This window comes from Mesorhizobium sp. WSM4807 (assembly GCF_055811615.1).
On the sequence record NZ_JBVVQY010000011.1, the window covers coordinates 1 to 23,294 of the forward strand.

Annotated in this window: 25 protein-coding genes; 14 read left to right on the forward strand and 11 right to left on the reverse strand. The window is 63.1% G+C overall.

Annotation, left to right across the window (positions count from 1 at the left end; genetic code table 11):
• Positions 1-499: 499 nt before the first annotated feature.
• Positions 500-928, forward strand: coding sequence for a CBS domain-containing protein (locus tag AC0L3N_RS16135; protein ID WP_473548526.1), 429 nt, complete (start codon positions 500-502; stop codon positions 926-928).
• Positions 929-1,134: 206 nt separating this feature from the next.
• On the opposite strand, the gene AC0L3N_RS16140 is transcribed toward AC0L3N_RS16135, so the two are convergent.
• Entirely contained in the window at positions 1,135-1,914 is a 780-nt protein-coding gene (locus AC0L3N_RS16140) for an alpha/beta fold hydrolase (protein WP_473548528.1), read from the reverse strand.
• Positions 1,915-2,124: 210 nt separating this feature from the next.
• Here AC0L3N_RS16140 and AC0L3N_RS16145 point away from each other — a divergent pair, with 210 nt between their 5' ends.
• The 3 genes from AC0L3N_RS16145 (at position 2,125) to AC0L3N_RS16155 (ending at position 7,449) form a co-directional block, all read left to right on the forward strand.
• On the forward strand, positions 2,125-2,979 hold the full coding sequence (locus AC0L3N_RS16145; protein WP_473548530.1) for a substrate binding domain-containing protein: 855 nt from the start codon (positions 2,125-2,127) through the stop codon (positions 2,977-2,979).
• A 184-nt stretch (positions 2,980-3,163) separates the two neighbouring features.
• A complete protein-coding gene (locus tag AC0L3N_RS16150) occupies positions 3,164-4,318 on the forward strand; it encodes an efflux RND transporter periplasmic adaptor subunit (protein ID WP_473548531.1) in 1,155 nt (384 codons plus the stop codon).
• Positions 4,318-7,449: an efflux RND transporter permease subunit gene (locus tag AC0L3N_RS16155; RefSeq protein ID WP_473548533.1), complete on the forward strand. Its 3,132-nt coding sequence runs from the start codon at positions 4,318-4,320 to the stop codon at positions 7,447-7,449. The genes AC0L3N_RS16150 and AC0L3N_RS16155 overlap by 1 nt, the downstream gene beginning before the upstream one ends.
• A 7-nt stretch (positions 7,450-7,456) precedes the next feature.
• Here the strand turns inward: AC0L3N_RS16155 and AC0L3N_RS16160 are convergent, their stop codons facing one another.
• Positions 7,457-7,648, reverse strand: coding sequence for a DUF2283 domain-containing protein (locus AC0L3N_RS16160; RefSeq protein WP_123151247.1), 192 nt, complete (start codon positions 7,646-7,648; stop codon positions 7,457-7,459).
• On the reverse strand, positions 7,645-7,908 hold the full coding sequence (locus AC0L3N_RS16165; RefSeq protein WP_473494280.1) for a DUF4258 domain-containing protein: 264 nt from the start codon (positions 7,906-7,908) through the stop codon (positions 7,645-7,647). Before AC0L3N_RS16165 ends, AC0L3N_RS16160 begins: the two co-directional genes overlap by 4 nt.
• Before the next feature lie 189 nt (positions 7,909-8,097).
• Between AC0L3N_RS16165 and AC0L3N_RS16170 the strand changes: the two genes are divergently transcribed.
• The 4 genes from AC0L3N_RS16170 to AC0L3N_RS16185 all read left to right on the forward strand — a co-directional run bounded on the left by AC0L3N_RS16170 (position 8,098) and on the right by AC0L3N_RS16185 (position 10,644).
• Positions 8,098-8,913, forward strand: coding sequence for an SDR family oxidoreductase (locus tag AC0L3N_RS16170; RefSeq protein WP_473548535.1), 816 nt, complete (start codon positions 8,098-8,100; stop codon positions 8,911-8,913).
• Between the two features lie 26 nt (positions 8,914-8,939).
• Positions 8,940-9,434: a MaoC family dehydratase gene (locus tag AC0L3N_RS16175; RefSeq protein ID WP_473548537.1), complete on the forward strand. Its 495-nt coding sequence runs from the start codon at positions 8,940-8,942 to the stop codon at positions 9,432-9,434.
• Positions 9,435-9,531: 97 nt separating this feature from the next.
• On the forward strand, positions 9,532-10,179 hold the full coding sequence (locus tag AC0L3N_RS16180) for a TetR/AcrR family transcriptional regulator (RefSeq protein ID WP_473548539.1): 648 nt from the start codon (positions 9,532-9,534) through the stop codon (positions 10,177-10,179).
• A gap of 219 nt (positions 10,180-10,398) precedes the next feature.
• Positions 10,399-10,644 carry a DUF680 domain-containing protein gene (locus AC0L3N_RS16185; RefSeq protein ID WP_473548541.1) on the forward strand — a complete coding sequence of 82 codons (246 nt, stop codon included), beginning with the start codon at positions 10,399-10,401 and terminating at the stop codon, positions 10,642-10,644.
• 86 nt (positions 10,645-10,730) lie between these two features.
• On the opposite strand, the gene AC0L3N_RS16190 is transcribed toward AC0L3N_RS16185, so the two are convergent.
• The 6 genes from AC0L3N_RS16190 to AC0L3N_RS16215 are packed head-to-tail and all read right to left on the reverse strand — an operon-like array spanning position 10,731 to position 16,539.
• Complete coding sequence (locus AC0L3N_RS16190; protein WP_292182999.1) at positions 10,731-10,961, reverse strand: hypothetical protein; 231 nt, start codon at positions 10,959-10,961, stop codon at positions 10,731-10,733.
• Between the two features lie 51 nt (positions 10,962-11,012).
• Positions 11,013-11,588: a sarcosine oxidase subunit gamma gene (locus AC0L3N_RS16195; RefSeq protein WP_473548542.1), complete on the reverse strand. Its 576-nt coding sequence runs from the start codon at positions 11,586-11,588 to the stop codon at positions 11,013-11,015.
• Positions 11,581-14,574, reverse strand: coding sequence for a sarcosine oxidase subunit alpha (locus tag AC0L3N_RS16200; protein WP_473548544.1), 2,994 nt, complete (start codon positions 14,572-14,574; stop codon positions 11,581-11,583). The genes AC0L3N_RS16195 and AC0L3N_RS16200 overlap by 8 nt, the downstream gene beginning before the upstream one ends.
• Entirely contained in the window at positions 14,571-14,867 is a 297-nt protein-coding gene (locus AC0L3N_RS16205) for a sarcosine oxidase subunit delta (RefSeq protein WP_095492142.1), read from the reverse strand. Before AC0L3N_RS16205 ends, AC0L3N_RS16200 begins: the two co-directional genes overlap by 4 nt.
• Positions 14,867-15,277, reverse strand: coding sequence for a hypothetical protein (locus AC0L3N_RS16210; RefSeq protein WP_473548546.1), 411 nt, complete (start codon positions 15,275-15,277; stop codon positions 14,867-14,869). The genes AC0L3N_RS16205 and AC0L3N_RS16210 overlap by 1 nt, the downstream gene beginning before the upstream one ends.
• 8 nt (positions 15,278-15,285) lie before the next feature.
• Positions 15,286-16,539 carry a sarcosine oxidase subunit beta gene (locus AC0L3N_RS16215; RefSeq protein ID WP_473548547.1) on the reverse strand — a complete coding sequence of 418 codons (1,254 nt, stop codon included), beginning with the start codon at positions 16,537-16,539 and terminating at the stop codon, positions 15,286-15,288.
• A gap of 261 nt (positions 16,540-16,800) precedes the next feature.
• Here AC0L3N_RS16215 and AC0L3N_RS16220 point away from each other — a divergent pair, with 261 nt between their 5' ends.
• Together AC0L3N_RS16220 and AC0L3N_RS16225 are read left to right on the forward strand one after the other, a co-directional pair.
• Entirely contained in the window at positions 16,801-17,559 is a 759-nt protein-coding gene (locus tag AC0L3N_RS16220; RefSeq protein WP_473548548.1) for an SDR family oxidoreductase, read from the forward strand.
• A 109-nt stretch (positions 17,560-17,668) separates the two neighbouring features.
• Positions 17,669-18,055 (forward strand): SET domain-containing protein, encoded by a 387-nt coding sequence (locus AC0L3N_RS16225; protein WP_473548549.1) that lies wholly within the window; start codon positions 17,669-17,671, stop codon positions 18,053-18,055.
• A gap of 87 nt (positions 18,056-18,142) precedes the next feature.
• On the opposite strand, the gene AC0L3N_RS16230 is transcribed toward AC0L3N_RS16225, so the two are convergent.
• The gene (locus AC0L3N_RS16230) at positions 18,143-18,586 is read right to left on the reverse strand and encodes a DUF6766 family protein (protein WP_473548550.1); all 444 of its coding nucleotides are present in this window, start codon (positions 18,584-18,586) and stop codon (positions 18,143-18,145) included.
• The gene (locus AC0L3N_RS16235; protein ID WP_473548552.1) at positions 18,573-19,082 is read right to left on the reverse strand and encodes a ferritin-like domain-containing protein; all 510 of its coding nucleotides are present in this window, start codon (positions 19,080-19,082) and stop codon (positions 18,573-18,575) included. The genes AC0L3N_RS16230 and AC0L3N_RS16235 overlap by 14 nt, the downstream gene beginning before the upstream one ends.
• A gap of 409 nt (positions 19,083-19,491) precedes the next feature.
• Here AC0L3N_RS16235 and rpsU point away from each other — a divergent pair, with 409 nt between their 5' ends.
• From rpsU to AC0L3N_RS16255, 4 genes are all read left to right on the forward strand, one after another.
• Positions 19,492-19,764 (forward strand): 30S ribosomal protein S21, encoded by a 273-nt coding sequence (rpsU, locus tag AC0L3N_RS16240; protein WP_023675331.1) that lies wholly within the window; start codon positions 19,492-19,494, stop codon positions 19,762-19,764.
• A 150-nt stretch (positions 19,765-19,914) separates the two neighbouring features.
• A complete protein-coding gene (locus AC0L3N_RS16245; RefSeq protein WP_473548553.1) occupies positions 19,915-20,760 on the forward strand; it encodes a tetratricopeptide repeat protein in 846 nt (281 codons plus the stop codon).
• A 165-nt stretch (positions 20,761-20,925) separates the two neighbouring features.
• Positions 20,926-21,399 (forward strand): DUF992 domain-containing protein, encoded by a 474-nt coding sequence (locus AC0L3N_RS16250; protein ID WP_473548554.1) that lies wholly within the window; start codon positions 20,926-20,928, stop codon positions 21,397-21,399.
• A 288-nt stretch (positions 21,400-21,687) separates the two neighbouring features.
• A complete protein-coding gene (locus AC0L3N_RS16255) occupies positions 21,688-23,193 on the forward strand; it encodes an MFS transporter (RefSeq protein WP_473548555.1) in 1,506 nt (501 codons plus the stop codon).
• Positions 23,194-23,294: the final 101 nt, after the last annotated feature.

Below are 23,294 nucleotides of genomic sequence, written 5' to 3' on the forward strand. Positions count from 1 at the left end.
CGGCGCGCCGCCCTCGTTGGTGAGGCGTATATAGTCGGCACCCGTCCAAAGTGTCAACAACGATTTCCGTCTTTTTTTACGGAGAACTGTTACCCTTTTTGCGTCCCAGTTCAGGGTGCACCACACCATGTCTTAATGTCTTAGGTACGATTTGTTACCTATGTCTCCGGGCTGGACAACTTCCGGTAGACCGGCTGGATCGCCACGATCCGAAGGTTCTCACCATGAAAATTTGAACTGCACGGGACCCGGAACTCACCTGTCCCCGTGCCGCGCCGTCTCCGGTCCTGTGAGCTTATATGGGAACAAAACAGGAAAATTCAAGGATCATGGCTGGAACCATTCGGCCCGGCTGTTAGTTCCATCAGCGAAGAACGGGACCGCCGAGCGAGCGTCGCAGCGCGACAGGCCTGAGGCCCTCAATAAGTCCTTCAGACCAATATCGGTCGACGACCGCAGGGCGCTGGTGCCGTTCTGGGCGCAAACAGGGAGATTCACCATGAAAGTCGCTGAGATAATGACCCCCAACGTCCATCTCGCCAGTCCCGACGAGTCGCTGCAGAAAATCGCGAAACGAATGGCGGTTGACGATGTCGGATTCCTCCCCGTCGGAGAAAACGACCGACTCGTCGGAACGATCACCGACCGTGACATCGTCGTGCGTGCGGTCGCCGAAGGCAAAAACGGCAACGCGACGGTCCGCGACGTGATGACTGAGGATGTCAAATACTGCTTCGAGGACGAAGATATCGAGCACGTCGTCCAGAACATGGGCGATATCCAGGTCAGGCGGTTGCCTGTCCTCAATCGCGACAAGCGCCTGGTGGGCGTGGTCTCGCTCGCGGACGCGGCGCTGAAGGAAGATCCGGCAACCGTCGGTATCGCGATGTCCGGCGTGGTCGTACCCGGCGGCGCACACGCGACGTAAGCGTGTTGCCCCGGCAGGCGAGATCGGACTGAGTTCAGCGGCCCGCATTAGCGCTGTCGCATCTCAAAGCGACGGCTCGACCGGCCCTAAATCCGGCCTTCCTGTCATATTGCCCGGGAGCGTCGATGGCGCTCCCGGCTACACCAGTATCTTGCACGTTTCCGCTTGCGCTCTTGGCCGTGGCTCAGAGCTACGATTGGGCGATGTCAGTTCGGTGCCACCGCGGTATCGCCCAGCACCACACCCTTGGCAGCCTGTTCGATGACGTCGGCTACGGCCTGTGGCTGGGTAAGGAACACCACATGGCTGCCTTTGACCTCGGTCGTGACCGCCCCAATGCGATCGGCGGTGCTCCGAAGCAGTTCGGGCGCAATAGCGCCGTTCTCAGTCGCGACAACGTACCAGCTTGGCTTGGTCTTCCACGCCGCCGTCGTCACCTTGGCCTCAAGCGCCTTCATAGCGATCGGCACCTGGGAGTCGCGCAGGAATGCGGCGTCGGCATTGTTGGCATCCCCGGCAAAGCCGGCCTTAAACGTCTCAGTCTTCAGGAACGCGAACCCATCGGGCTGCACGTCAGGCTGAAAGTTCGGCGGCGGAGGAACCTCGGCATATTGGTCCAGCGTGGATTGACCGACATCTGGAGCGAAGGCAGCGACATAGACGAGGCCCGCAACATTGGCAGCGTCGCCGGCTTCTGTAATTACCGTGCCACCGTAGGAATGGCCGACGAGAATGGCTGGCCCATCCTGCCGGGCGAGCACGCGACGCGTTGCGGCTACATCGTCTTCGAACGACGTGAGCGGATTCTGGACGATCGAGACTTTATAGCCACGACCTGTCAGTTGGTCGTAGACGCCTCGCCATCCAGCTCCGTCGGCAAAGGCGCCGTGGACGAGAACGATGTTACGAGCCGGTGCGCTCTGTGCGTCGGCAGCAGTTGCCGAAAGCGTCAGCGCACCGACGGCGATCGCTAGGGATTTGATCATGGCAGTTTCTCCAGTTGGACTTTGCTGTTGATAGGACAATGATGATCTACCCCCAAGGATGTGGCTTGATTATCGAGTGGATTCGGACATCAATGTCTCAAAATGAGAGACAATCCGAATTTGCCGGAGGACTCATATGCTGCGCGACTTCAGCGATACGGTCGCTTCGTAAAGGTGGTGCAGGAAGGGAGCTTCACAGCGGCGGCGCGCATGCTCAAGGTGCCGAAGACACGGGTCAGCCGGAAGGTGCAGGAGCTGGAATCCAGACTGCGGACACAACTGCTGAATCGGACAACACGCAGCCTGAAGCTGACTGAAGCGGGAGCGGTATATTTCCAGCACTGCGAGCGAGTCGTGAAGAATCTGGAGGATGCGGAGAACGCAGTGGCGGAGTTGCAGCAACATCCGCGCGGGTGGCTTCGGATTACAGCCTCGTACTGGCTGGCAACTCGCGTCCTCGCGCCGCTGCTCACCGAGTTTCGCCGCTTCTATCCAGAGGTGTTTCCGCAATTGCTTCTTGGGCACGAGGTCGTCGACCTCGTCGCCAAGGACATAGACATCGCTTTCCGGCTCCAGGAAGGCACCCTGCCCGATTCCACGCTCACGGCTCGGCGGCTCGGCGCATTACCGATGGGCATCTATGGAGCCCCGACCTACCTGGAACGTGCGGGAATGCCACAGCATCCTTCGGAGCTGGCAGAACATGCCTGTCTGTTGACAGAATTCTATTTCAATCGTCCGGCTGTAGAATGGCCCCTGTCGAGCGGCGGCGAGCAGTCCCAGTTCAAAGTACGAGCAGTGGCCGTCGCCAGCGATCCAGAGGCTCTTCACGGGTTCCTGCTGGAGGGAGTTGGCCTGTTCATGACCAACCATGTGCGCGTCAAGTCGGACGTTGCGGCTGGAAGACTGGTTCGTGTCCTGCCCGAGTGGGCAGGGCCCGAACCGACCCTCTATGCGATCCGGCCAGGAGGGCGCGTTCAGCCTCCCAAGGTCAAAGCATTCTTGGACTTTCTCATTCCGCGGCTCGACTTGAAGAGGATTGACAGCAAAGGGAGCCACATCTGAAGCCGTCCGATCCAGTTTGACTCAAGCGTAGCCCTACCAACGTTACGCCGATTTAATGTGCAAGCGAGCGGGAGAATTGCCATAAAGCTTTGATATCGACGAGTCATCCTGCGTGTCGGAGTGTGCCGTCGCGTCTACTTCACCTTGGGAACCGTAGGCGGTATATTTGCCAACCGGAGCGCCGATGGCCACCTGGAAACAGATCGTATTTGCACTTGTGATCCTCGTCGCGGCTGCGGCCGCCTGGGTTCGCTTTTTTCCAGGCGCGCCGGATGTGCTGGCGCGCTGGGGCATCGACTGGGCTTATGCCGCAACGCCACCAACGGGCGCCGTCGATAACGCCGGGCAAGCAGGCAGCCGCAACGCCGCCGGCCAGCGGGTGACTATCGTTGCATTGCCGGCGTCCGCCGCCATCATCAACGATCGCCTGCAGGCGATCGGCACCGGCCGCGCCAACGCCTCGGTGACGGTCAATCCCTACAGTTCCGGCCGCCTCGTTGAATTCCTGGTCGAGTCCGGCGCGCATGTTGAAAAGGGGCAGGTGATCGCCACCCTCGATTCCGACACCGAGGTGATCGCACAGGACCGCGCCAAAGTTGCTTTGCAGGACGCGCAGGCCAAGCTCGTCCGGGTCAAATCGCTGCGGGATTCCAACGCTGCGACAGCGGTCGCCGTTGCCGATGCGGAAGTGGTGCTGGCCAATGCCAAGCTGGCGCTTCGCGATGCGGAACTGGCCTTGCAGCGCCGCTCGATCGTCGCACCGATCGCCGGTGTCGTCGGCATCCTGCCGATTGCCGCCGGCAACTATGTGACCAGCCAGTCGGCGGTCGCCACCCTTGACGACCGCTCCAGCATACTGGTCGAATTCTGGGTGCCGGAGCGCTTCGCCGCCGCCGTCAAGATCGGCGCGCAATTGTCGGCAACGCCGATTGCCAATCCCAACAAAGCCTATACCGGTACGGTTTCCGCTATCGACAACCACATCGATGAAGCCAGCCGTACCCTCCTGGTCAAGGCAAAGATCGCCAACCCGGCCGATTCGCTGCGTGCCGGCATGTCCTTCCAGATCTCCATGAAATTCCCCGGCGACAGCTATCCGGCGGTCAGTCCGCTGGCGATCCAGTGGGGTTCGGACGGCGCCTATATCTGGGCCATCGTGGACGGCAAGGCCAAGCGGGTGGCCGTGCGCATCATCCAGCGCAACACCGAGACCGTACTGATCGACGCCCCGATCGTCAGCGGCGACATGGTGGTGACCGAAGGCACCCAGAGCGTCAGCGAAGGCGGCGAGGTCCGCATCGCCGGCGAAGAACAGCGCGCCGCGGACGCCGACGGCTGATGACCGCAACCAACAACGCCGCCGGCGACACAGGCTTCACCGCGCTGTTCATCCGCAGGCCGGTGATGGCCTTGGTCTTGAACATGCTGATCGCGGTCGCCGGCCTTGCTGCCTTCTACGGTGTCGAGGTCCGCGAACTGCCTGATGTCGATCGCGCCGTCGTCACCGTTAACACGACCTTTGAAGGCGCTGCGGCCGAGACCGTCGACCGCGAATTGACCGACGTGATTGAGGGCGCGGTCGCCCGCGTCTCCGGTGTGAAGTCGATCTCGTCCACCTCGTCCTTCGGCACGAGCCGCGTCACCATCGAATTCAACGACGGCGTCGACCTCGACGTCGCCGCCTCCGATGTGCGCGATGGCGTTGGCCGCGTCGTCGACCAGATGCCTGACAAGGCGGATGCGCCGCGCATCGTCAAGGCCGACGCCAATTCCGAGCCGGTGATGCGGCTGGCTGTCACCTCCGACACCATGTCGGTGCAGGACATGACGGTGCTAGTCCAGGACCAGATCGAGGACGAGCTTGCCGCCGTGCCCGGCGTTGCCGACGTCCAGGTCTATGGCGACCGCGACAAGATCTTCCGCATCGATGTCGACCAGAACAAACTTGCCAGCCTGGGCTTCACCGTCGCCGACCTGAGGACAGCGCTGGCTTCGGTCGCTTTCGATTCGCCGGCCGGTTCGATCACCACGACCAACCAGGACCTGATCGTGCGTCCGACGGCGGACGTGACCACGCCGGAGGAGTTCGAAAACATCATCATCGGCGGCACGACCCGCATCCGCGACGTCGCCACCGTCACGCTCGGCCCCGACATCGGCCAGACCACATTGCGTTCGAACGGCAAGACCGGCATCGGTCTCGGCATCATCCGCCAGGCGGAATCGAACACGCTGGATATTTCGACCGGCGTCAGGGCCGCGGTCGCCACGCAGCAGGCGGATCTGCCCCAGGGCATGTCGATCAAGGTCACCAGCGACGATGCGGTCTTCGTCAACGGCGCGGTGCATGAAGTCGAAATCGCACTCGGCCTGTCCGTGTCCATTGTGCTGATCGTCATCTACGTGTTTCTCCTCGACTGGCGCGCGACGCTCATTCCGGGGCTTGCGATGCCGGTCGCCATGATCGGGACGATCGCCGCCATCTATCTCGCCGGCTTCTCGGTCAACATATTGACGCTGCTTGCCCTGGTGCTGGCGACGGGCCTGGTCGTCGATGACGCCATCGTCGTTCTCGAAAATATCGTGCGACGACGCAACGAAGGCATGGGGCCACGCGCCGCGGCCGTGCTTGGCGCCCAGGAAGTGTTTTTCGCCGTCATCGCCACGACGCTGACGCTGGTCGCCGTGTTCGTTCCGATCTCCTTCCTGCCCGGCCAGACCGGCGGCCTGTTTCGCGAATTCGGCTTCGTTCTCGCAATATCGGTGCTTCTGTCCGCCGTCGTGGCGCTGACCTTTTGTCCGATGCTTGCCTCGCGCATGCTGACGGTCGCGCCGCTTCATCACGAAGGCGGCAGCGGCATCGGCGCCCGCATCGGCGGCGCGCTGAACAGGCTCTACCGGCGCTGCCTGCGCACCTGCCTCGATGCGCCGTGGATCGTGCTCCTGGTCGCGCTGCTGTTTGGAGCCACCGCCTTCACGCTGTTCGGCACGATTCGCCAGGAACTGACGCCGACCGAGGATCGTGCCGTCGTGCTCATGCGCGTCGACGCGCCGCAAGGCGTCAGCCTCGACTACACGACGCAGCAGATGCAGAAGATCGAAAAACTGATCCAGCCGCTGCGCGATTCCGGCGAAATCCGCAACACCTTCGAGAGCGCCGGCCGGAACGGCGCCTACAACGCCGGCTTCATGGTGATGACGCTGGCGCCATGGGACGAGCGCGACCGCAGCCAGCAGCAGATCATGGCCGACATCAGCCGGCTCACCCGGCAGGTGCCGAGCGTGCGCGTCTTTCCGATACAGCCCAACAGCCTCGGTATTCGCGGCGCCGGCAACGGCCTGCAGTTCGCGCTGGTCGGCAACAACCGTGCGGCGCTCGGCGACGCTGCGGTGAAGATCATCGCCGAGATGCAGAAGGATCCCCGCTTCCAGTCGCCGCGGCTCTCCGTCGACCCGACGCAACCCCAACTTTCCGTCGCCATCGACCGCGAGCGCGCTTCCGACCTCGGCATCGACATTACCGGGCTTGCCGATACCTCCCAGGCCATGCTCGACGGCAATGATGTCGTCGACGTCTATATCGCCGACCGCAGCTACGGGGTGAAACTCGTCTCGACGACCAACCCGATCAACGATCCGACCGATTTGGAGAACATCTTCCTGAAGACGGCCGACGGCCGCTTCGTGCCGATGTCGACCATCGCCATTTTGACCGAGCGCGCCGTGCCGCCCTCGCTGACCCGCGAGCAGCAGCAGCCGTCGGTGGCGATCACCTCCAACCTCAGCGGCGATTTCGCACTCGGCCAGGCGCTGACCCGCGCCGAAGCAATCGCCACGCCGCTGCTGCCGCCGGGCAGCCGCATCGTGCCGTTGGCCGAGGCGGCGACGCTGGGTGAGACCAACAGCGCCATGATCACCATCTTCGGCTTCTCGCTGGTCATCATTCTTTTGGTGCTCGCCGCACAGTTCGAGAGCTTCGTCAGCGCGGTCATCATCATGGCGACGGTGCCGCTCGGTCTTGCCTGCGCGATCTTTGCCCTTTTGCTCAGCGGCACCAGCCTCAACGCCTACAGCCAGATCGGCCTGGTGCTGCTGGTCGGCGTGATGGCCAAGAACGGCATTCTGATCGTCGAGTTCGCCAATCAGTTGCGCGACCGCGGGCTCGGCGTGCGCGAGGCGATCGAGCAGGCCTCCACCATCCGGCTGCGGCCGGTGGTGATGACGATGATCTGCACCGTGCTCGGCGGTGTGCCGCTGGTGCTGGCGAGCGGCGCCGGCGCCGAGGCGCGCATCGCGCTCGGCTGGGTGATCGTCGGCGGCCTGGGTTTGGCCACCTTGTCGACGCTGTTCCTGACGCCGGTCGCCTATCTCCTGCTCGGCCGCTTCGTCACGCCGAAGGTGGAAGAGGCATCGCGGCTGAAGCGCGAGCTCGAGGAAGCCGCCTACACCAATGTCGACCCGGCGGAGTAGGTTCGGGTCAGGCAGCCTTCAACATCGCGGCGGGAAGGTGTTCTCGGGCATCCAGCACCTCCATGCCGACGATGTGACCCTCAGCATCATAGTCGAGGACTATGCCTGCGGAAACTTCCTCGCTTTCCTGAATCGCTTCCGAGGAAAAACGGATGTAGGCAGCATTAGCTTCCGGGTCATATTCGAGTTTGAGTGTCATTTCGGCCTTCTCGCCCCGCGATCGAAGTAGACAGACAGTATACGGATTTCCTCAGGCGTTACCACACAGACGACGCGCAGGATGCGATTGCCATTTTCGGGCACCCGCTTGTACAGACGTATCACCGAGGTGTCTTTCACATCCGCCGCTTGCCAATCCGGTTCCCACACAGCTCGTTCGATCCAGCGTTTGTCGAGCGAACGTTCACGAATGACTGTCTCGGCATGGTTGGTGTACAGCAGCGGTCGTTTCGCAATCATTCCGCAGCCATATCCCGATCAACACCGTGCCGCCGGGCCCGGCCAGTCAGCCAATACGCGCCCCATCGCCTCGGTTTAGGCACTTTACCCGTGGCAAGGAATGATCGTACTTCGGGAAGCCTTGTCAACGCGAGCCATTTCGTCTGGACAAGGGGGCAGGAGCGAGGGAATTATCCGGAGGAAATTGCAATGAGCTATCTGGACGAGCTGTTTTCGGTGGCCGGCAAGACCGCGCTGGTGACCGGGGCTGCGACCGGCATCGGCCGCATGGCTGCAACCGCTTTGGTCAGGGCCGGCGCAACCGTGATGATCGCCTCGCGCAAGGGCGAGGATTGCATCAGGGTTGCCGGCGAACTGAACGGCCTCGGCGGCTCCGGCCGGGCCGAAGGCTTTGCCGGCGATGTCTCCAGCGAAGCTGGCATCGCAGCGCTGGTCGATGAGGTCAAGGCGCGGACCGAGCGGCTGAACATCCTGGTCAACAATGCCGGCGTTTCCTGGGGCGCGCCGCTGGAAAGCTTCCCCTACCATGCCTGGGCCAAGGTGTTCGGCGTCAACGTCACCGCCGTCTTCCATCTGACGCGCGAGCTTCTGCCGCTGCTCCACGCCGCCGCCAGCGATGCCGATCCGGCCCGGGTGATCAATCTGGGTTCGGTGATGGGCACGCAGCCATTGGCCGACGACGCCTACTCTTACGCTGCGTCGAAGGCTGCTGTTCATCATCTGACACGCACCTTGGCGATCGAGTTCGCCGCCCGCCGCATCACCGTCAACGCGTTCGCCCCCGGCCCCTTCCAGAGCCGGATGACCGCCTTCGCCACCGCGACCGAGGACCAGGCCAAGCATGTCGGCGGCCATGTTCCGATCGGCCGCATCGGCGCGCCGGATGACATTGCCGGCGCAACGCTCTATTTGTGCAGCCGTGCCGGCAGCTATATCACCGGCGCCATCCTGCCGATCGATGGCGGGCAGTCGGTGCAGCATGGGCTGACACTGTTCAAGGAATGAAGCCGCTCGCGTTCCGGACGGTTGAAATGGAGGACATCAGCGTGGAACCGATCAGTCTCGATGTGCTTCTGGCCAGCGTCGGCAGGGAAGTCGGCGTGTCGCCCTGGCGGGTGGTCTCGCAGCGCATGATCGACCAATTCGCCGATGCCACCGACGACCACCAGTTCATCCATTGCGATCCGGAGCGCGCCAAGCGCGAGACGCCGTTCGGCGGCACCATCGCGCATGGCTTCCTGTCGCTTTCGCTTTTGTCGGCGATGACCTTCGAGACCATGCCGCCGCTCGAAAACAGCAAGATGGGCGTCAATCATGGCTTCGATTCGCTGCGCTTCCTGGCGCCGGTGAAGACCGGCGCGCGCATCCGCACCCGATTCGTGCTGGCCGACGTCAAGGTCAGGCCGTCGGGCTGGGTGCAAACGGCGCATGATGTGACCATCGAGATCGAGGGGTCGAAAAAACCGGCGCTGACCGCGCGCTGGCTGACGCTGACATTGATCGAACGCCAGCCAGAAGCGGCTTGAGTGGCGAACGCTGGTAACCTGTTACGGCGATCATCTTGTCCGATTCCGTACAGCGTATATAATTTAGCCAGCCACTAACAATAAAGGCAGGCGAAAATTGCCGCTCAGCGTCCAGACACGCCGCGAGAAACAAAAGGCCGAACTGCGCTCCGAACTTGTCGATGCGGCGCACAAGCTCGTGCAGGAGGAAGGCTATGAAGGCCTCACCATACGCAAGCTGGCCAAGCGCGTCGGCTATGCACCGATGTCGGTCTATTCCTATTTCGCCGACAAGCAGGACATTCTGTTCGCGCTGGCCGAGGATGCGTTCGAGACTCTGGCAAAGCGTATCGAGGATCACCCGGCCGACGATCCGATCGAGGCGCTGCGGGTGGTGATGACCGAATACGCTGCCTTCGGCCTTGGCAACCCCAACGAGTATCGCACGGTGTTCATGACCGAAAAGGTCAAGCCCCCGGAAGGCAGGACCTTCGCCGAGATGCAAGAGGGCAACCCATTGATGAAAGTGTTGATCAAGAGGGTCGAGGCCTGCGTTGCCGCCGGCAGGCTGAAGGGCGATCCGCGCGCCATCGCCACCATGCTGTGGGCGGTCGGCCACGGCACGATCTCGCTGCTGATCACCTTTCCTTTCTATCCGTTCGGCGACCAGCAGGCTTTCGTCAAGCGGATGTGCGACTTCACGCTTGCCGCGCTGGCCACCCAGGACGTGCCGCCGCTGACCGAGACGCCGGTCAACTGCTGCTGAAGGGTTCCTTCGGTTTCGGATATTTGAAGATCGTATACGGCACGGGTGAACGGCGCCGCCTGCGCAACTCGGCGCGCGCTGGCGCGACGCGATTCCCAACATCCACATAAATTTTTCGTACATGTACGACTTCTGGCTTGAACCCTCTGATTGCCGGGTGTATATGTACGCTGTATCGTACATGTACGGAAAATTCAGCGGTTGAACTGGAGACAAATGATGAGAAAGCCGATCTTCGCCCTCGCGGCCGTCCTGGCATTCTCGGGCGCGGCCTTCGCCGGCCAGAGCCAGCCCGGCAAGCAGGCGCCGGCCGCAGCCTGCGCCGACACCAACATCGAGCTCGATTGCGACGCTACCGGATCGGTCGAAAAGTCAGGCTCGGCCACTCGCAACGGCTCGACTGAAAACAAGGACCCGCGGCTCGGTATCGACATCGATCCGTGGATCGTGCCAAGCACGTTCTGAGGTTCGAAGACAAAAGGGCGGCAGGAAATCCTGACCGCCCGTTTTCGTGGCCATTTCAGCCCGGAGCCGCTGGAGCAGGATGGAAGCTATTTCCTTCGCTTCTTCATTCCGGCCACGATCTTGGCCTTGCCGGGTCTTGCGGGAGCACCGGAAATGGAGGTCCCGGTGATTGACACGGGATCACTGGCCGGAAACGTGTCCTCAAGCCCTTCCTCGAGTTCCTCTTCAATGTTTGGTTCTTGGTGCTGCTCGTGTTCGAACGAGCGCACGGCCGGCGTCTTCTGGACCGGTGGATTCGGCGCCGATTTCGACGGCATCGACATTCTCCCTCGACTTGCTCCGGCAACAGCCGAGCGCAGCGAGTATTCCTAAGCCGCTGCGTCGCTTGCCGCCTCCGACAGGAAAGTAAAGACATAATCGGAAAAGGAACGCCAGCATTCAACGCGGAACGCGTCGGTCGCGGTGCGCAGCAGCACGATTTCGACCTTGCCCAGAATGGTGCGCGACGCCGCGCCGACCGGAAAGGCGTCGAGCGACAGATCCTGCGGGCAGCCTGAATTGATCGTCGCCGCCGCTGCCGGGCCGGTGACCGATATGGCGACGTTGCGGTGCGAGATGCCGACCGCAGAATGCAGCACTGTCACCTCGGCGCAGTCGGCGAGCGGGTCTCTTCCCACCTCATCGATGACCAGCCATTCGTCTGGCCCAAGCCACAACGCCGTGCGCCCGGCCTTCGCCGCCGAAGTTTTGGGCTTTCGCGGCAGGGTCACGCCGAGCGCCTTCGAAAGCGCCGCGGCGTCCGGCGCGCGCAGCGAAATACGCTCCGCCGGCTGCAACACTGCAAGCGTAACGCCGGTTACGGAAAGCTCCTGGCCCGCGAGGACCGGCCGGCGTTCGACCGACGGCGCAGCGGCTGCAGATTTCTTCGCGGCAACCTTAGCCATTGAGGCGCTCCCCCTTCTCGTCGAAGAACACCATGCCGGTGACCTCCACCTCGATCGTCCCGTTGGGCATCGGCACGTAAAGCGTCTCACCCATCCGGTCGCGGCCGCCGGCAACCAGGGCCAGCGCGATCGAGCGACCGCAATTTTCCGACCAGTAGCTCGAGGTGACATGGCCGATCATGGTCATCGGGATCGCCTGCTTCGGATCGCCGACGATCTGCGCGCCTTCTTCCAGCACCACCTTAGGGTCTTTGGTCTTCAGGCCGACCAGCTGCTTGCGGCCCTTGGCGACAAGATCCGGCCGCGCCATGCCGCGAATGCCGACGAAATCGGCCTTCTTCTTGCCGACGGCCCAGTCGAGCCCGGCGTCGTTTGGCGTCACCGTGCCATCGGTGTCCTGGCCGACGATGATGTAGCCCTTTTCCGCACGCAGCACGTGCATCGCCTCGGTGCCGTAGGCGCCGGCGCCATGCTTCTGGCCCTCGGCCCACAGCGCTTCCCAGACGGCCTGGCCGTAGTCGGCCGGCACGTTGACCTCGAAGCCGCGCTCGCCGGTGAACGACATGCGGAACAGCCTTGTCGGCACGCCGCAAATCCTGCCCTCGCGCACCGACATATGCGGCAGCGCCCCGTCCGACATGTCGATGCCATCGACCAGCGGCGCGATGATCTCCCGGGACTTCGGTCCCTGCACGGCGATCACCGCCCATTGCTCGGTGATCGAGGTCAGCCAGACATTGAGATGCGGGAACTCGGTCTGGAGGTAATCCTCCATATGGTTCATGACGCGCGGCGCACCGCCTGTCGTCGTCGTCACATGAAAACGGTCCGGCGCCAGTCTTCCAACCACGCCGTCGTCATAGATGAAACCGTCCTCGCGCAGCATGATACCATAGCGGCAGCGGCCGGGCTCCAGTTTCTCCCACGGATTGGTGTAGAGCAGTTCCATGAATTTGGCCGCATCCGGCCCGACCACCTCGATCTTGCCCAGCGTCGAGGCGTCGAACAGGCCGGCCGTCTTGCGCACCGTGACACACTCACGATCGACGGCGGCGTGCATGTCCTCGCCCGCCTTCGGAAAATACCAGGCGCGCTTCCATTGGCCGACATCCTCGAATACCGCACCTTGAGCCTCGGCCCAGGGATGGATCGCCGTCTTGCGGGTCGGGTCGAAGAGCGGACCCCGCGCGTGTCCGACGATCGAGCCGAAGGTGACCGGCGTGTAGGGCGCCCGGAACGTCGTCAGGCCGACTTGCGGGATCGGCTTGTCCAGCGTCTCGGCGGCGATAGCCAGACCGTGCATATTGGAGGTCTTGCCCTGGTCGGTCGCCATGCCGTTGGTGGTGAAGCGCTTGACGTGCTCGATCGAGCGCATGCCTTCATGCACCGCCTGGCGGATGTCCTTGGCGGTGACGTCGTTTTGAAAATCGACAAAGGCCTTTACCGTCGTATCCGGCCCGGCGCCGGGCGCCGCACCCAGCATGCCGCGCGACCAGCTCTCGCTGGCGTCGACTTTCGGCTTGGTTCCCTTGAGGGCGTTGGCGCCGGCATCCTTCGCCGCTTTGGCGCCCGCCGCATAGGCCTCGTCGATCGTCGCCGACAGCCCGTCCGTGCCGTTGCAGGCGCCGACCGACACGCAATCCTGCGCGTAGGTGCCGGGCACGAAGCGCTTGGTCTCGTCGTTGAAGGCAACCTTGCCGCGCGACTGCGAGAACAGATGCACAGACGGTGTCCAGCCGGCCGACATCAGGATCGCGTCGACGGGAATGGTACGCTCGCCGCCGCCATTCTTCGGCTGCACGGTCATCGACGAGACGCGCAATTTGCCGCCCGCGCGGATCACCGCGCGGCCGAAATTGACCTCGATGCCGAGCGCCCTCGCCTCGTCGATCACCGACCCGGTCGGGTTGTCGCGCAGGTCGACTATCGCCGCCACGCCGACGCCGGCTTTCTTGAGGTCGATCGCCGCCGCATAGGCGGAATCATTGGCCGTATAGACGCCGACATTCCTGCCGACCGCGACGCCGTAATGGTTGAGATAGGTGCGCGCCGCTGACGCCAGCATGATGCCGGGCCGGTCGTTGTCGGCAAACACCATGTGCCGCTCGATGGCGCCGGTCGCCAGCACCACGCGTTTGGCGCGAACCTGCCACAGCCGCTCGCGCGGCAGGTCGCGGCCGGGGTTCTGCAGATGATCGCTGACGCGCTCGACCAGCCCGACGAAATTCTGCGCATAATAGCCGAAGGCCGTGGTGCGGGACAGCACGCGGACATTGTTCATGGCCTTGAGCTGCGCGACTGCCGCCTGCGCCCAGCCAAAACCGTCCTGGCCGTCGACCTTGGCGCCGCTCTCGAAACGAAGGCTGCCGCCGAAATCCGCCTGCTCGTCGGCAAGGATCACGCGCACGCCGGTTTCGGCCGCGGCAAGTGCGGCGGCAATGCCGGCAGCGCCTCCGCCCAGCACCAGCACGTCGCAATGGGCGTAGCGCGCCGAATAATGGTCGGGATCCGGCTGGTCGGGAGCGACGCCGAGGCCGGCCGCGGCACGGATCTTGGGCTCGTAGAGGTTCTTCCAGGCGGACTTCGGCCACATGAAGGTCTTGTAGTAAAAGCCGGCCGAAAGCAGCGGCGAGGCGATGTCGCCGACCGCACTGACGTCGAAGGCCAGCGACGGCCAGCGGTTCTGCGACTGTGCCGTCAGCCCGTCATAGAGCTCCTGCACGGTGGCGCGGACATTGGGTGTCTTTCTGGCCGAGTCGCGCTTGATCTCAACCAGCGCATTGGGCTCTTCCGCCCCGGCGGACAGAAAGCCGCGCGGACGGTGGTATTTGAACGAGCGGCCGACCAGATGCACGCCGTTGGCAAGCAGCGCCGAGGCCAGCGTATCGCCCTCGACACCGGCATAGGACTGGCCGTCGAAGCTGAAGCGGGTCGTCTCTGCCTGCTTGAGGCGCCCGGCGCCGGGAATGCGGAACGCTGCGATCATTTGGCGGCTCCCGGCAGCTTCGCGGGCTTGGGCTCGCCGGCCTTGTAGGTCATCAGGAACCTGTCGCTGACGGTGTCGCGCACGGCATTGAAGAACCGCGCGCAGCCATGCATGTGCCGCCAGCGCTCATAAATGATGCCTTTGGGGTTCGAGCGGATGAAGAAGAACTTTTCGAAGTCGTCATCGCTTGTCGCGGCCATATCTGCCGAACGCGCAATATGCGCCTCGCCGGCGTTGCGGAATTCGAGTTCCGGACGCTCTTCCTCGCAATAGGGGCAGCGGATGAGAAGCATCAATCGACTTTCTTGGGTTTGATCGACTCACCATGCGGAAAGGCGTCATGCTTGCCACGGTTTGTCACAACATTTTTTTCGTCAGGACCGTCTTCGAGGAGTAGTCCTACTGACCGCAATTTCTCTCTGGCTCGATCGACGTCCACCTGCTTTCGCGGTCCAAAGAACCTAGGCCTTGGATAGGTGTCGTTCAGAAACATGTCCGCGAAGAATTTCGGTAGGCTAAACGCCACCACGCAGCCAAAGGTAGGTAGTCCGATCACTGCAAACATGGCCCCCATGACAGGATCGACCGCATTTGCCTCGTATCCAATTCGAACCAAAATCTCCCGAACCAGCAACAGCGCGAACAGCACCGTGACCCCAACGAGGGCCAATCCGAAAAGCAAGGTGTGAGTCTTGCGCGTCATTGCGGTGCTCAGTGCGCCACCGCCGCCGCCGCCGCCTCGTCGATCAGCCGACCGGTGCGGAAGCGCTCGATGGTGAAGGGCGCGTTGATCGGGTGGGGATCGTCCCTGGCGATGGTGTGGGCAAAGACATGGCCCGAGCCGGGCGTCGCCTTGAAGCCGCCCGTGCCCCAGCCGCAATTGACGTAGAGGCCGGGCACCGGCGTCTTGGCCAGGATCGGCGAGCGGTCGGGCGTCACGTCGACGATGCCGCCCCACGAGCGTAGCATCTTCATGCGCGTGAACATCGGGAACATCTCGCAGATGGCGTCGAGCGTGTGCTGGAGGATGTGCAGGCCGCCGGTCTGCGAATAGGAGATATATTGGTCGGTGCCGGCGCCGATGACCAGTTCGCCCTTGTCGGACTGCGAGATATAGGCGTGCACCGTGTTCGACATCACCACGCAGGGGAAGACCGGCTTGACCGGCTCCGACACCAGCGCCTGCAGCGGATAGCTTTCCAGCGGCATGCGCACGCCGGCCATGTTCATGATGACGGACGAATGCCCGGCGGCAACGACGCCGACCTTCTTGGCGCCGATGAAGCCGCGCGTCGTCTCGACGCCGGTGACCGCGCCATTCGGCGCCCGCTTGACGCCGGTGACTTCGCAATTCTGGATGATGTGGACGCCGCGCGCCGAGGCGCCGCGCGCATAGCCCCAGGCTACCGCATCGTGCCGCGCGGTGCCGCCGCGACGCTGCAGGGTGGCGCCCATCACCGGATAGCGGGCATCGCGCGAAATGTTGAGCGGCGGGCAGAACTCCCTGGCGGCTTCCGGCGTCAGCCATTCATTGTCGATGCCGTTCAGCCGGTTGGCATGGACGTGGCGTTTCAAAACCTGGATGTCGTGCACATTGTGCGCCAGCATCATGACGCCGCGCGGCGAATACATGACGTTGTAGTTGAGCTCCTGGCTGAGCCCGTCCCACAGCTTCAGCGCATGGTCGTAAATTCCAGCGCTCTCGTCATAGAGGTAGTTGGAGCGGATGATGGTGGTGTTGCGGCCGGTGTTGCCACCGCCGAGCCAACCCTTTTCCAGCACCGCGACATTGGTGACGCCATGCACCGTTGCCAGGTAGTAGGCGGTGGCCAGGCCATGGCCGCCGGCGCCGACGATGATGACGTCGTACTCCTTCTTCGGCTCCGGCGAGGACCACTGTTCCTCCCAGCCCTTGTGGCCGCGCATGGCCTCGCGGGCGATGGCGAATACCGAATATTTCTTCAACGTTCCAGCCTCGCAGATAGCGGCCGGGCATCCAATCGAGCCCCGGCGCGCGAGGTGTATCACTAGCGAAACCGCGCTGCCACCCTTGCGCTGTTTGCGACGGCGCTTGCCGTTTTGCGCCACGGCCAAAAAGACCTGTCGAAGCAACGAACCGAACGACGCCTCCGGACGCCTTCGCAGGTATCGGGTGGCTCGCTTTGCCTCGATCTGCGACCAAGCATCCAATTGCCGGCAAAGCTGGCGCGAAAAAAGGATGCAAAAATGCTCGCACTCGCCAACAAAGTTGCCATCATCACCGGCGCCAGTTCCGGCATCGGCCGCGCCACGGCAAAACTCTTTGCCGAGGACGGCGCCAAGCTGGTCGTCGCGGCCCGTCGCCAGGCAGAGCTGGACGCGCTCGTCGCAGAAATCGAGGAGGCCGACGGCACCGCCATTGCGCTTGCCGGCGACGTTCGCGATGAAGCCTATGCCAAAGCCCTTGTCGAGCTGGCGGTCGAGAAATTCGGCGGGCTGGATATCGCCTTCAACAACGCCGGCTCGGTCGGCAAGATGAGTTCGATTTCGGAGTTGTCGCTGGAGGCCTGGCGAGAGACGCTCGACACCAACCTGACCAGCGCCTTTCTCGGCGCGAAATATCAGGTGCCGGCGATGGTCGACCGCGGCGGCGGATCGCTGATCTTCACCTCTACCTTCGTCGGCCATACCGTCGGCATGCCCGGCATGACCAGCTATGCCGCAAGCAAGGCCGGGCTGATCGGATTGACGCAGGTGCTTGCCGCCGAATATGGCGCCAAAGGCGTGCGGGTCAACGCACTGCTGCCGGGCGGCACCGACACGCCTTCGGCAACGTTCAAGACACCTGAATCGCGAGCCTTCATCGAAAACCTGCATGCCTTGAAGCGCGTTGCCGAGCCTGAAGAGATCGCCCGCTCGGCGCTCTACCTGGCGTCGGATGCATCGAGCTTCACCACCGGCGCGGCGCTGTTTGCCGATGGCGGTGTCTCGATCAGCCGGACGTGAGGCGTTTCCCGCGTGGACGAGCGAGCCGCAATGTCGCAAAAGCGGTCTTGCTTTCCAGCGCGATTTGGCGATTTCTTCGGACACTTTTGTTCGAAGACGGGCCTAAAACATGCTGCTGATCAGGACCTACATCGCCGCGAGCGCAATCGAGGGCGTCGGCGTGTTCGCCGCCGAGCCGATCAGGAAGGGAGCGTCGATCTGGCGGCTCGATCCGGATTTCGACCGGCTGATCCCGATGGAAAAATATAAGACGGCGCCGCCGCACCTCAGGGAATTACTCGACAGATATGCCTATCCAAGCCCGGACCGGCCCGGATTCATGGTCTATGAAGTCGACAACGGCCGATTCATGAACCATTCCGAAAGGCCGAACACGGATTTTTCTCGGCATGGCGGGGCAACCGCGATCCGCGACATAGCGGCGGGCGAGGAGATAACCTGCGACTATGGCGAGTTCTTCGAGGATTTCGAGCGGCTTCATTTGGCCACGGCATAGAGGAAGCGCCTGTCCGCTTGCTCTGTTGCGAATGCTGACCATAAAACGGCCCGGGTCGACGATCGGCTCCAGGCCACGTTTCCAGCCCTAGTTCCGGTGAGAATGCGGCTCGTCGGTGTGGCGGCCGTCGTACTGCAGGTCCAGCTCCCGAATCGCCTCCTTGCCCTTCTCTGGATCGACAAGCCTGAGAAGCGCGTCGATCTTGGCCTCCATCCGGTCGGTACTCTCCTTCGATTGCGGCGATCCGACGAAGAGCAGGAACGCCAGGCCACCGACCTGCCAGAGCAGCTGCAGGAATTCCGACTGCCAGTTCTCGAGCGTGTCGCGGCTCATCTCGATCAGATAGCCGCCGAACTCGGGCGGTTGGCCAAGCGCTCGCTGCTCGTCGAGATAGGCGAACCAGCCGAAAACCCAGTGGCCGACAAGCGAGATAATGAAGAAGCCGAGCGTGATCCAGGCGTAGCTGTAGGCCCGCCACACCGAAGGTCGTTTCACATTGCCCGCAGGCCTGTTGTCCTCATCGTTTGGCATTGTCGCTGTCCGACGCCGAGCGAGCCAGGAACTGCTGCGTAGTCGCGGGCAGCTTGTTTTTCAGCCACTCGGCCATCGCCTCCTCTTCACGCAGATTTTGTTCGCAGGCCCGGGCGATCTCTGTTTCGCCGAGGGATTCGGCGGTTGCGATGAGGATCGTGTAGGAGGCGATCTCCATATGCTCGAAGGTGTAGCTCGCGAGTGAGCCTTTCATCACCTCGTCGCCGGCGAAGACGCCGCTTAGGGACTGCGCCATCGCCAGCAGCTTGCCGCCGGCGTCCTTCAGCGCGGATGCATCTTCGCCCAGTCTTTCGAGGCAGGTTCTGAGGCGCGCGGCGTGTCCCTTCGTCTCATCAAGGTGCAGCCTGATGCGCTCGCTGAGCTCGGGATAATTCTCCAGCCGGCTCAGCAGTCCGTTCAGCATGGTTTCGGCCTGCTCCTCCATCGCATGCGCGTCCTTGAGCCATTGGACGAGCCATTCACGGGTGCCTGACATCGGTTTTCCCCTGTGCTTGTTTCGCCGCAACAACCATTGGGGAACGAGGTTGGTTCCTTCGTTGATCGAGCCGGGCGGGCCGTTTTTGCCGGATTGTTGCAGCAGGAATTTATCGGTGGCGGAGAAAACGCCAACGAACGGTCATCGGCGCGGAGAGCCCGCCCGAGAAGGCAAATCTACTACCAGAGGTGGTAATTCCTTGCTTTGTGACGGCAGTTATGCTATTGATTTCCGCATCGTGCTGATTTGCGCCGACGACCCGCCGCCGAGGCGGGTTTTTCGTTTCGGCAGTGGACAGAGCGGCATGATTCTGCTATCAGCCGCCACAATTCGTGGTGTAGAACGCCGCGGAGGCAAGCGACTATGGCCGCTTGCCTGTTGTTAACAAACCCGAAAGACAGGATTGCCCGTGCAGGTACTCGTCCGCGACAACAATGTTGATCAGGCGCTTCGCGCGCTCAAGAAAAAGATGCAGCGCGAAGGCATCTTCCGCGAAATGAAGATGCGCGGACATTATGAGAAGCCTTCCGAGAAGCGCGCCCGCGAAAAGGCGGAAGCCGTTCGCCGCGCCCGCAAGCTGGCCCGCAAGCGCGCCCAGCGCGAAGGCCTGCTGCCGATGACGCCGCGCCCGGTGGCGGCTGGTGCTGCTGGTGCCGGTGCTCCGCGTCCGCCGCGGTTCTGACGCCAATTTTTCGTCCTTTTCGAAGGATACCCAGGGTGGCGCGATGCGTAATCGCCGCCACCTTTTTGTTGAATTCGACCAGTTCGCAGAGGGCCGGTTCGGAGAGGGAACAGACCTGACGGCGCGGCGGGCAGTGAGGACAGAGCAGACATGAATGCAACTAGCGTGGAGCGCAGAACCGCAATGCGCGGCTTCGCCCTGACGGCAGCCCTGCTTTCCGGCTTGGCGCTCGCCAGCTGCCAGACAGCCCCGACCGGCGAATTCACCAACATCGACAAGGCACAAGGGTCGGCCGAGAACATCTCCTCGCTGTCGGCCGTTATCCAGCGCAGTCCCCAGGATCCCGAAGGCTACAATGTGCGCGGCTCGGCCTATGGCCGCGGCGGCCAGTATCAGGCGGCGCTCAAGGATTTCGACACCGCCATCCAGCTCAATTCGAATTTCTACCAGGCCTATTCGAACCGCGCGCTCATCCATCGCTTCCTCGGCGACCAGGCGGCCGCGCTTGCCGACTACAACCGCTCGATCCAGATCAATCCCGACTATGACGCGGCCTACATCGGCCGCGGCAACCTTTACCGCAAAGCCGGCCGCATCCAGGAAGCGTTCAACGATTTCCAGAAGGCGATCCAGCTCGACACGACAGATGCGCGTGCCTATCACAATCGCGGCCTGATCTATCAGAGCCAGGGCCAGCACGCTTTCGCCATCGAGGATTTCTCGACCGCCATCTCGCTGGCGCCGGACGCCGCCGAACCCTACAATGGCCGCGGCCTCTCCTACCTCGCCATGAACGATGAGGACAATGCCTTCGCCGACATCAACATGGCGATCAAGCTCGACGGCAAGAATGCCGAGGCCTGGTCCAACCAGGCGCTGATCTACGAGCGGCGCGGCGACAAGGCCAAGGCGGCAAAATCCTACCGCGAGGCAGTGCGCCTCAACCCCACCTACCAGCCGGCCAGGGACGGCCTGGCGCGTACCAGCACCGGCTGACCGACGGCGGCGTTTCGGCCTGATATGGCAGGCCTGCCGTTTGGCATGGCTTCGAAACCTTCAATGACTGTGCATTGACGCTCGCCTTGATCGCGCCAAGTTTTCGGCGGAACGCTCGGGGTGTTCAGCCGTTGTTCAAGGCAATTCGCGAAAAGGACCCCTCCCATGATCAAGAAACTCGCCTGTGCCGCCGCCCTCGCCGCCACGGTGCTTGCTGCCCCTGCCAGCGCGGGCAGGCTGGAGCTTGGCGTGCTCGACTGCACCATCGACGGCGGCACCGGCTACATCGTCACATCCAACAAAGGCGTGGCCTGCACCTTTCGCCCTCATCATGGCGGTCCCCCCGAAGCCTATACCGGGGTCATTTCCAAGCTCGGCGTCGACGTCGGCAAGACGTACCAGGGCGAATTGATATGGGCAGTTCTGGCGGCCACCCGCGATCGTAATTCCGGCGATCTTGCCGGCAGCTATTATGGCGTCAACGCCGAGGCCAGCCTGGTGACCGGCGGCGGCGCCAACCTTCTGGTCGGCGGACTGAACAGCGCCTTCTCGCTGCAGCCTCTCAACGTACAGGCGCAGACCGGCGTCAACCTGGCAGTCGCCGTCACCTCACTGGAGCTCATCCACTCGTTCAAATAAGCGGAATTAGCGTAGCTCTGCCTGCGGCGCGGAACAGGATCGGACTGTTCCGCGCCGCATGATTTTTGGGAACCGCGTGCCAAGGATGATCATCGCTGACGCCATGATCGCCAATCTTCGATCACTCTGACTTGCCGCCAGCATCTCAGCGCACCCGCAAAAAACCGCTTGAGCTCAACTGCGGTTGAGGTTCTACAACCCGTCCCCGAAGCGCCGCGTGCCCATTTGGAGACGAAGAGCGCTCCACCATTTTTTGAATCGGCGTATAAGAAAGTTTGGGAGGGCAGGGTGACCGAAACCAGCACAAACAGGGTCGATTGGCGCGCGCTGTGGGCGAGCGGCGATCTGGCGCGCTTCTGCTTCATCAGCCTCGGCATCCTGCTGCACGCCACCAACGAAACCATGGTGGCAACGGTGATGCCGGCCATGGTCGGCGAACTCGCCGGCGTTCAGCTGGTCGGCTGGTCGCTGGCGATCTACGAGCTCGGCGCCATCATCGCAGGCGCTGCCGCCGGACGGCTGGTGAGCTATGTCGCGCTGCGCACCAATATGGTGGTCGCTGCCCTGCTCTATGCCGCCGGTGCCCTTGTCTGCGCCATCGCGCCCTCCATGCCGCTGTTCCTGGCCGGCCGCCTGATCGAGGGGCTTGGCGGCGGCGCGCTGGTGTCGCTGGCCTTCGTCTCGGTCGAGCGGCTGTTTCCACGCGCCATCTGGCCGCAGCTTTTCGGCGTCATGTCGGCGATCTGGGGCGTCGCCGCCTTCAGCGGGCCGGTGCTCGGTGCGTTGATGACCGAGCTGCTCTCCTGGCGCTGGGCTTTCGGCATCTTCACGCTCGGCGGCACCGCCATGGCGCTGGCGAGCTTCATCGTGCTCGACACGCCTGAGGCAACCCGGCCGCAGGCGATCACTGGAACGGCGCCGCCCTTCCCCTTTGCCGCGCTCGGCTGCCTTGCCGTCAGCGTCGTGCTAATCGCCACGGCTGGTGTCGATATTGCCCTGCTGCGCTCGTCCCTGCTGCTTACGCTCGGCCTGATCGGGCTTGCGCTGTTCATCCGCATCGACGCGCTGAAGCCGGGCTCGCGGCTGTTCCCGTCGCGGCTGTTCTCATGGCGCTCGCCGGTCGGTGCAGGCATGACGATGGTCGCCGCCTTTTCGGTGGCGACCTGTTCCTTCGCCGTCTACGGGCCGCTGCTTCTGACCAGCCTGCATGGCATTCCGATCCCGACCACCGGCTATATCATCGCCGCCGAATCGATCGCCTGGTCGATCCTGTCGATCCTCGTCGCCAATGCGCCGCCGGAACGCGAGAGGCTGGTCATCACCGGCGGCGCACTGATGATCGCGGCCGGCATCGCCGGTTTCGCCTACGCCGTACCGGCAGGTTCGATTCCGCTGATCCTGTTTTGCGCTTTGCTGCAAGGCGGCGGCTTCGGCATTGCCTGGCCCTTCGTTACACGCGTGATCGTGGCATCGGCTAGGGACGGCGAGCAGACCATCGCCTCCGCCGCCGTGCCGACGATGCAGCGCATCGGCTATGCGGTCGGTGCCGCGTTGACCGGCATCGTCGCCAACGCCAGCGGTTTTTCCGAAGGCCTCAACCGTGAGGCGGCGGCGAACGTCGCCACCTGGCTGTTTCTCGCCTTCGTGCCGCTCGGGATTCTGGGATGCCTTGCAGCGCTGAGGATCTCGGGGCCGGCAGCCCCACGGCCGGCGGAGCTGCCAATCTCCCCCCTTGTGGGGGAGATGCCCGGCAGGGCAGAGGGGGGCGCGAAGGATCGCCAAACGTGGGCTTAACCAACCCATACGAGACAGCGCAGATTCCTGGGATCCTGTTATTTCGAGCGCCGCTGCGAGACACGATCTTTCGAAACGTCGGCGGGACAGCGCCCCCCTCT

Excerpts from the sequence above, each read along its gene's own strand:
- AC0L3N_RS16165 (WP_473494280.1), bottom strand. The coding sequence starts at position 7,908 with ATGATTGCGAAACGACCGCTGCTGTACACCAACCATGCCGAGACAGTC.
- AC0L3N_RS16150 (WP_473548531.1), top strand. The coding sequence starts at position 3,164 with ATGGCCACCTGGAAACAGATCGTATTTGCACTTGTGATCCTCGTCGCG.
- AC0L3N_RS16200 (WP_473548544.1), bottom strand. The coding sequence starts at position 14,574 with ATGATCGCAGCGTTCCGCATTCCCGGCGCCGGGCGCCTCAAGCAGGCA.
- AC0L3N_RS16140 (WP_473548528.1), bottom strand. The coding sequence starts at position 1,914 with ATGATCAAATCCCTAGCGATCGCCGTCGGTGCGCTGACGCTTTCGGCA.
- AC0L3N_RS16220 (WP_473548548.1), top strand. The coding sequence starts at position 16,801 with ATGCTCGCACTCGCCAACAAAGTTGCCATCATCACCGGCGCCAGTTCC.
- AC0L3N_RS16225 (WP_473548549.1), top strand. The coding sequence starts at position 17,669 with ATGCTGCTGATCAGGACCTACATCGCCGCGAGCGCAATCGAGGGCGTC.
- AC0L3N_RS16160 (WP_123151247.1), bottom strand. The coding sequence starts at position 7,648 with ATGACACTCAAACTCGAATATGACCCGGAAGCTAATGCTGCCTACATC.
- AC0L3N_RS16185 (WP_473548541.1), top strand. The coding sequence starts at position 10,399 with ATGAGAAAGCCGATCTTCGCCCTCGCGGCCGTCCTGGCATTCTCGGGC.
- AC0L3N_RS16155 (WP_473548533.1), top strand. The coding sequence starts at position 4,318 with ATGACCGCAACCAACAACGCCGCCGGCGACACAGGCTTCACCGCGCTG.
- AC0L3N_RS16145 (WP_473548530.1), top strand. The coding sequence starts at position 2,125 with ATGCTCAAGGTGCCGAAGACACGGGTCAGCCGGAAGGTGCAGGAGCTG.
- AC0L3N_RS16195 (WP_473548542.1), bottom strand. The coding sequence starts at position 11,588 with ATGGCTAAGGTTGCCGCGAAGAAATCTGCAGCCGCTGCGCCGTCGGTC.
- AC0L3N_RS16170 (WP_473548535.1), top strand. The coding sequence starts at position 8,098 with ATGAGCTATCTGGACGAGCTGTTTTCGGTGGCCGGCAAGACCGCGCTG.
- AC0L3N_RS16175 (WP_473548537.1), top strand. The coding sequence starts at position 8,940 with ATGGAGGACATCAGCGTGGAACCGATCAGTCTCGATGTGCTTCTGGCC.
- AC0L3N_RS16190 (WP_292182999.1), bottom strand. The coding sequence starts at position 10,961 with ATGCCGTCGAAATCGGCGCCGAATCCACCGGTCCAGAAGACGCCGGCC.
- AC0L3N_RS16245 (WP_473548553.1), top strand. The coding sequence starts at position 19,915 with ATGAATGCAACTAGCGTGGAGCGCAGAACCGCAATGCGCGGCTTCGCC.
- AC0L3N_RS16250 (WP_473548554.1), top strand. The coding sequence starts at position 20,926 with ATGATCAAGAAACTCGCCTGTGCCGCCGCCCTCGCCGCCACGGTGCTT.
- AC0L3N_RS16210 (WP_473548546.1), bottom strand. The coding sequence starts at position 15,277 with ATGACGCGCAAGACTCACACCTTGCTTTTCGGATTGGCCCTCGTTGGG.
- AC0L3N_RS16135 (WP_473548526.1), top strand. The coding sequence starts at position 500 with ATGAAAGTCGCTGAGATAATGACCCCCAACGTCCATCTCGCCAGTCCC.
- AC0L3N_RS16205 (WP_095492142.1), bottom strand. The coding sequence starts at position 14,867 with ATGCTTCTCATCCGCTGCCCCTATTGCGAGGAAGAGCGTCCGGAACTC.
- AC0L3N_RS16230 (WP_473548550.1), bottom strand. The coding sequence starts at position 18,586 with ATGCCAAACGATGAGGACAACAGGCCTGCGGGCAATGTGAAACGACCT.
- AC0L3N_RS16235 (WP_473548552.1), bottom strand. The coding sequence starts at position 19,082 with ATGTCAGGCACCCGTGAATGGCTCGTCCAATGGCTCAAGGACGCGCAT.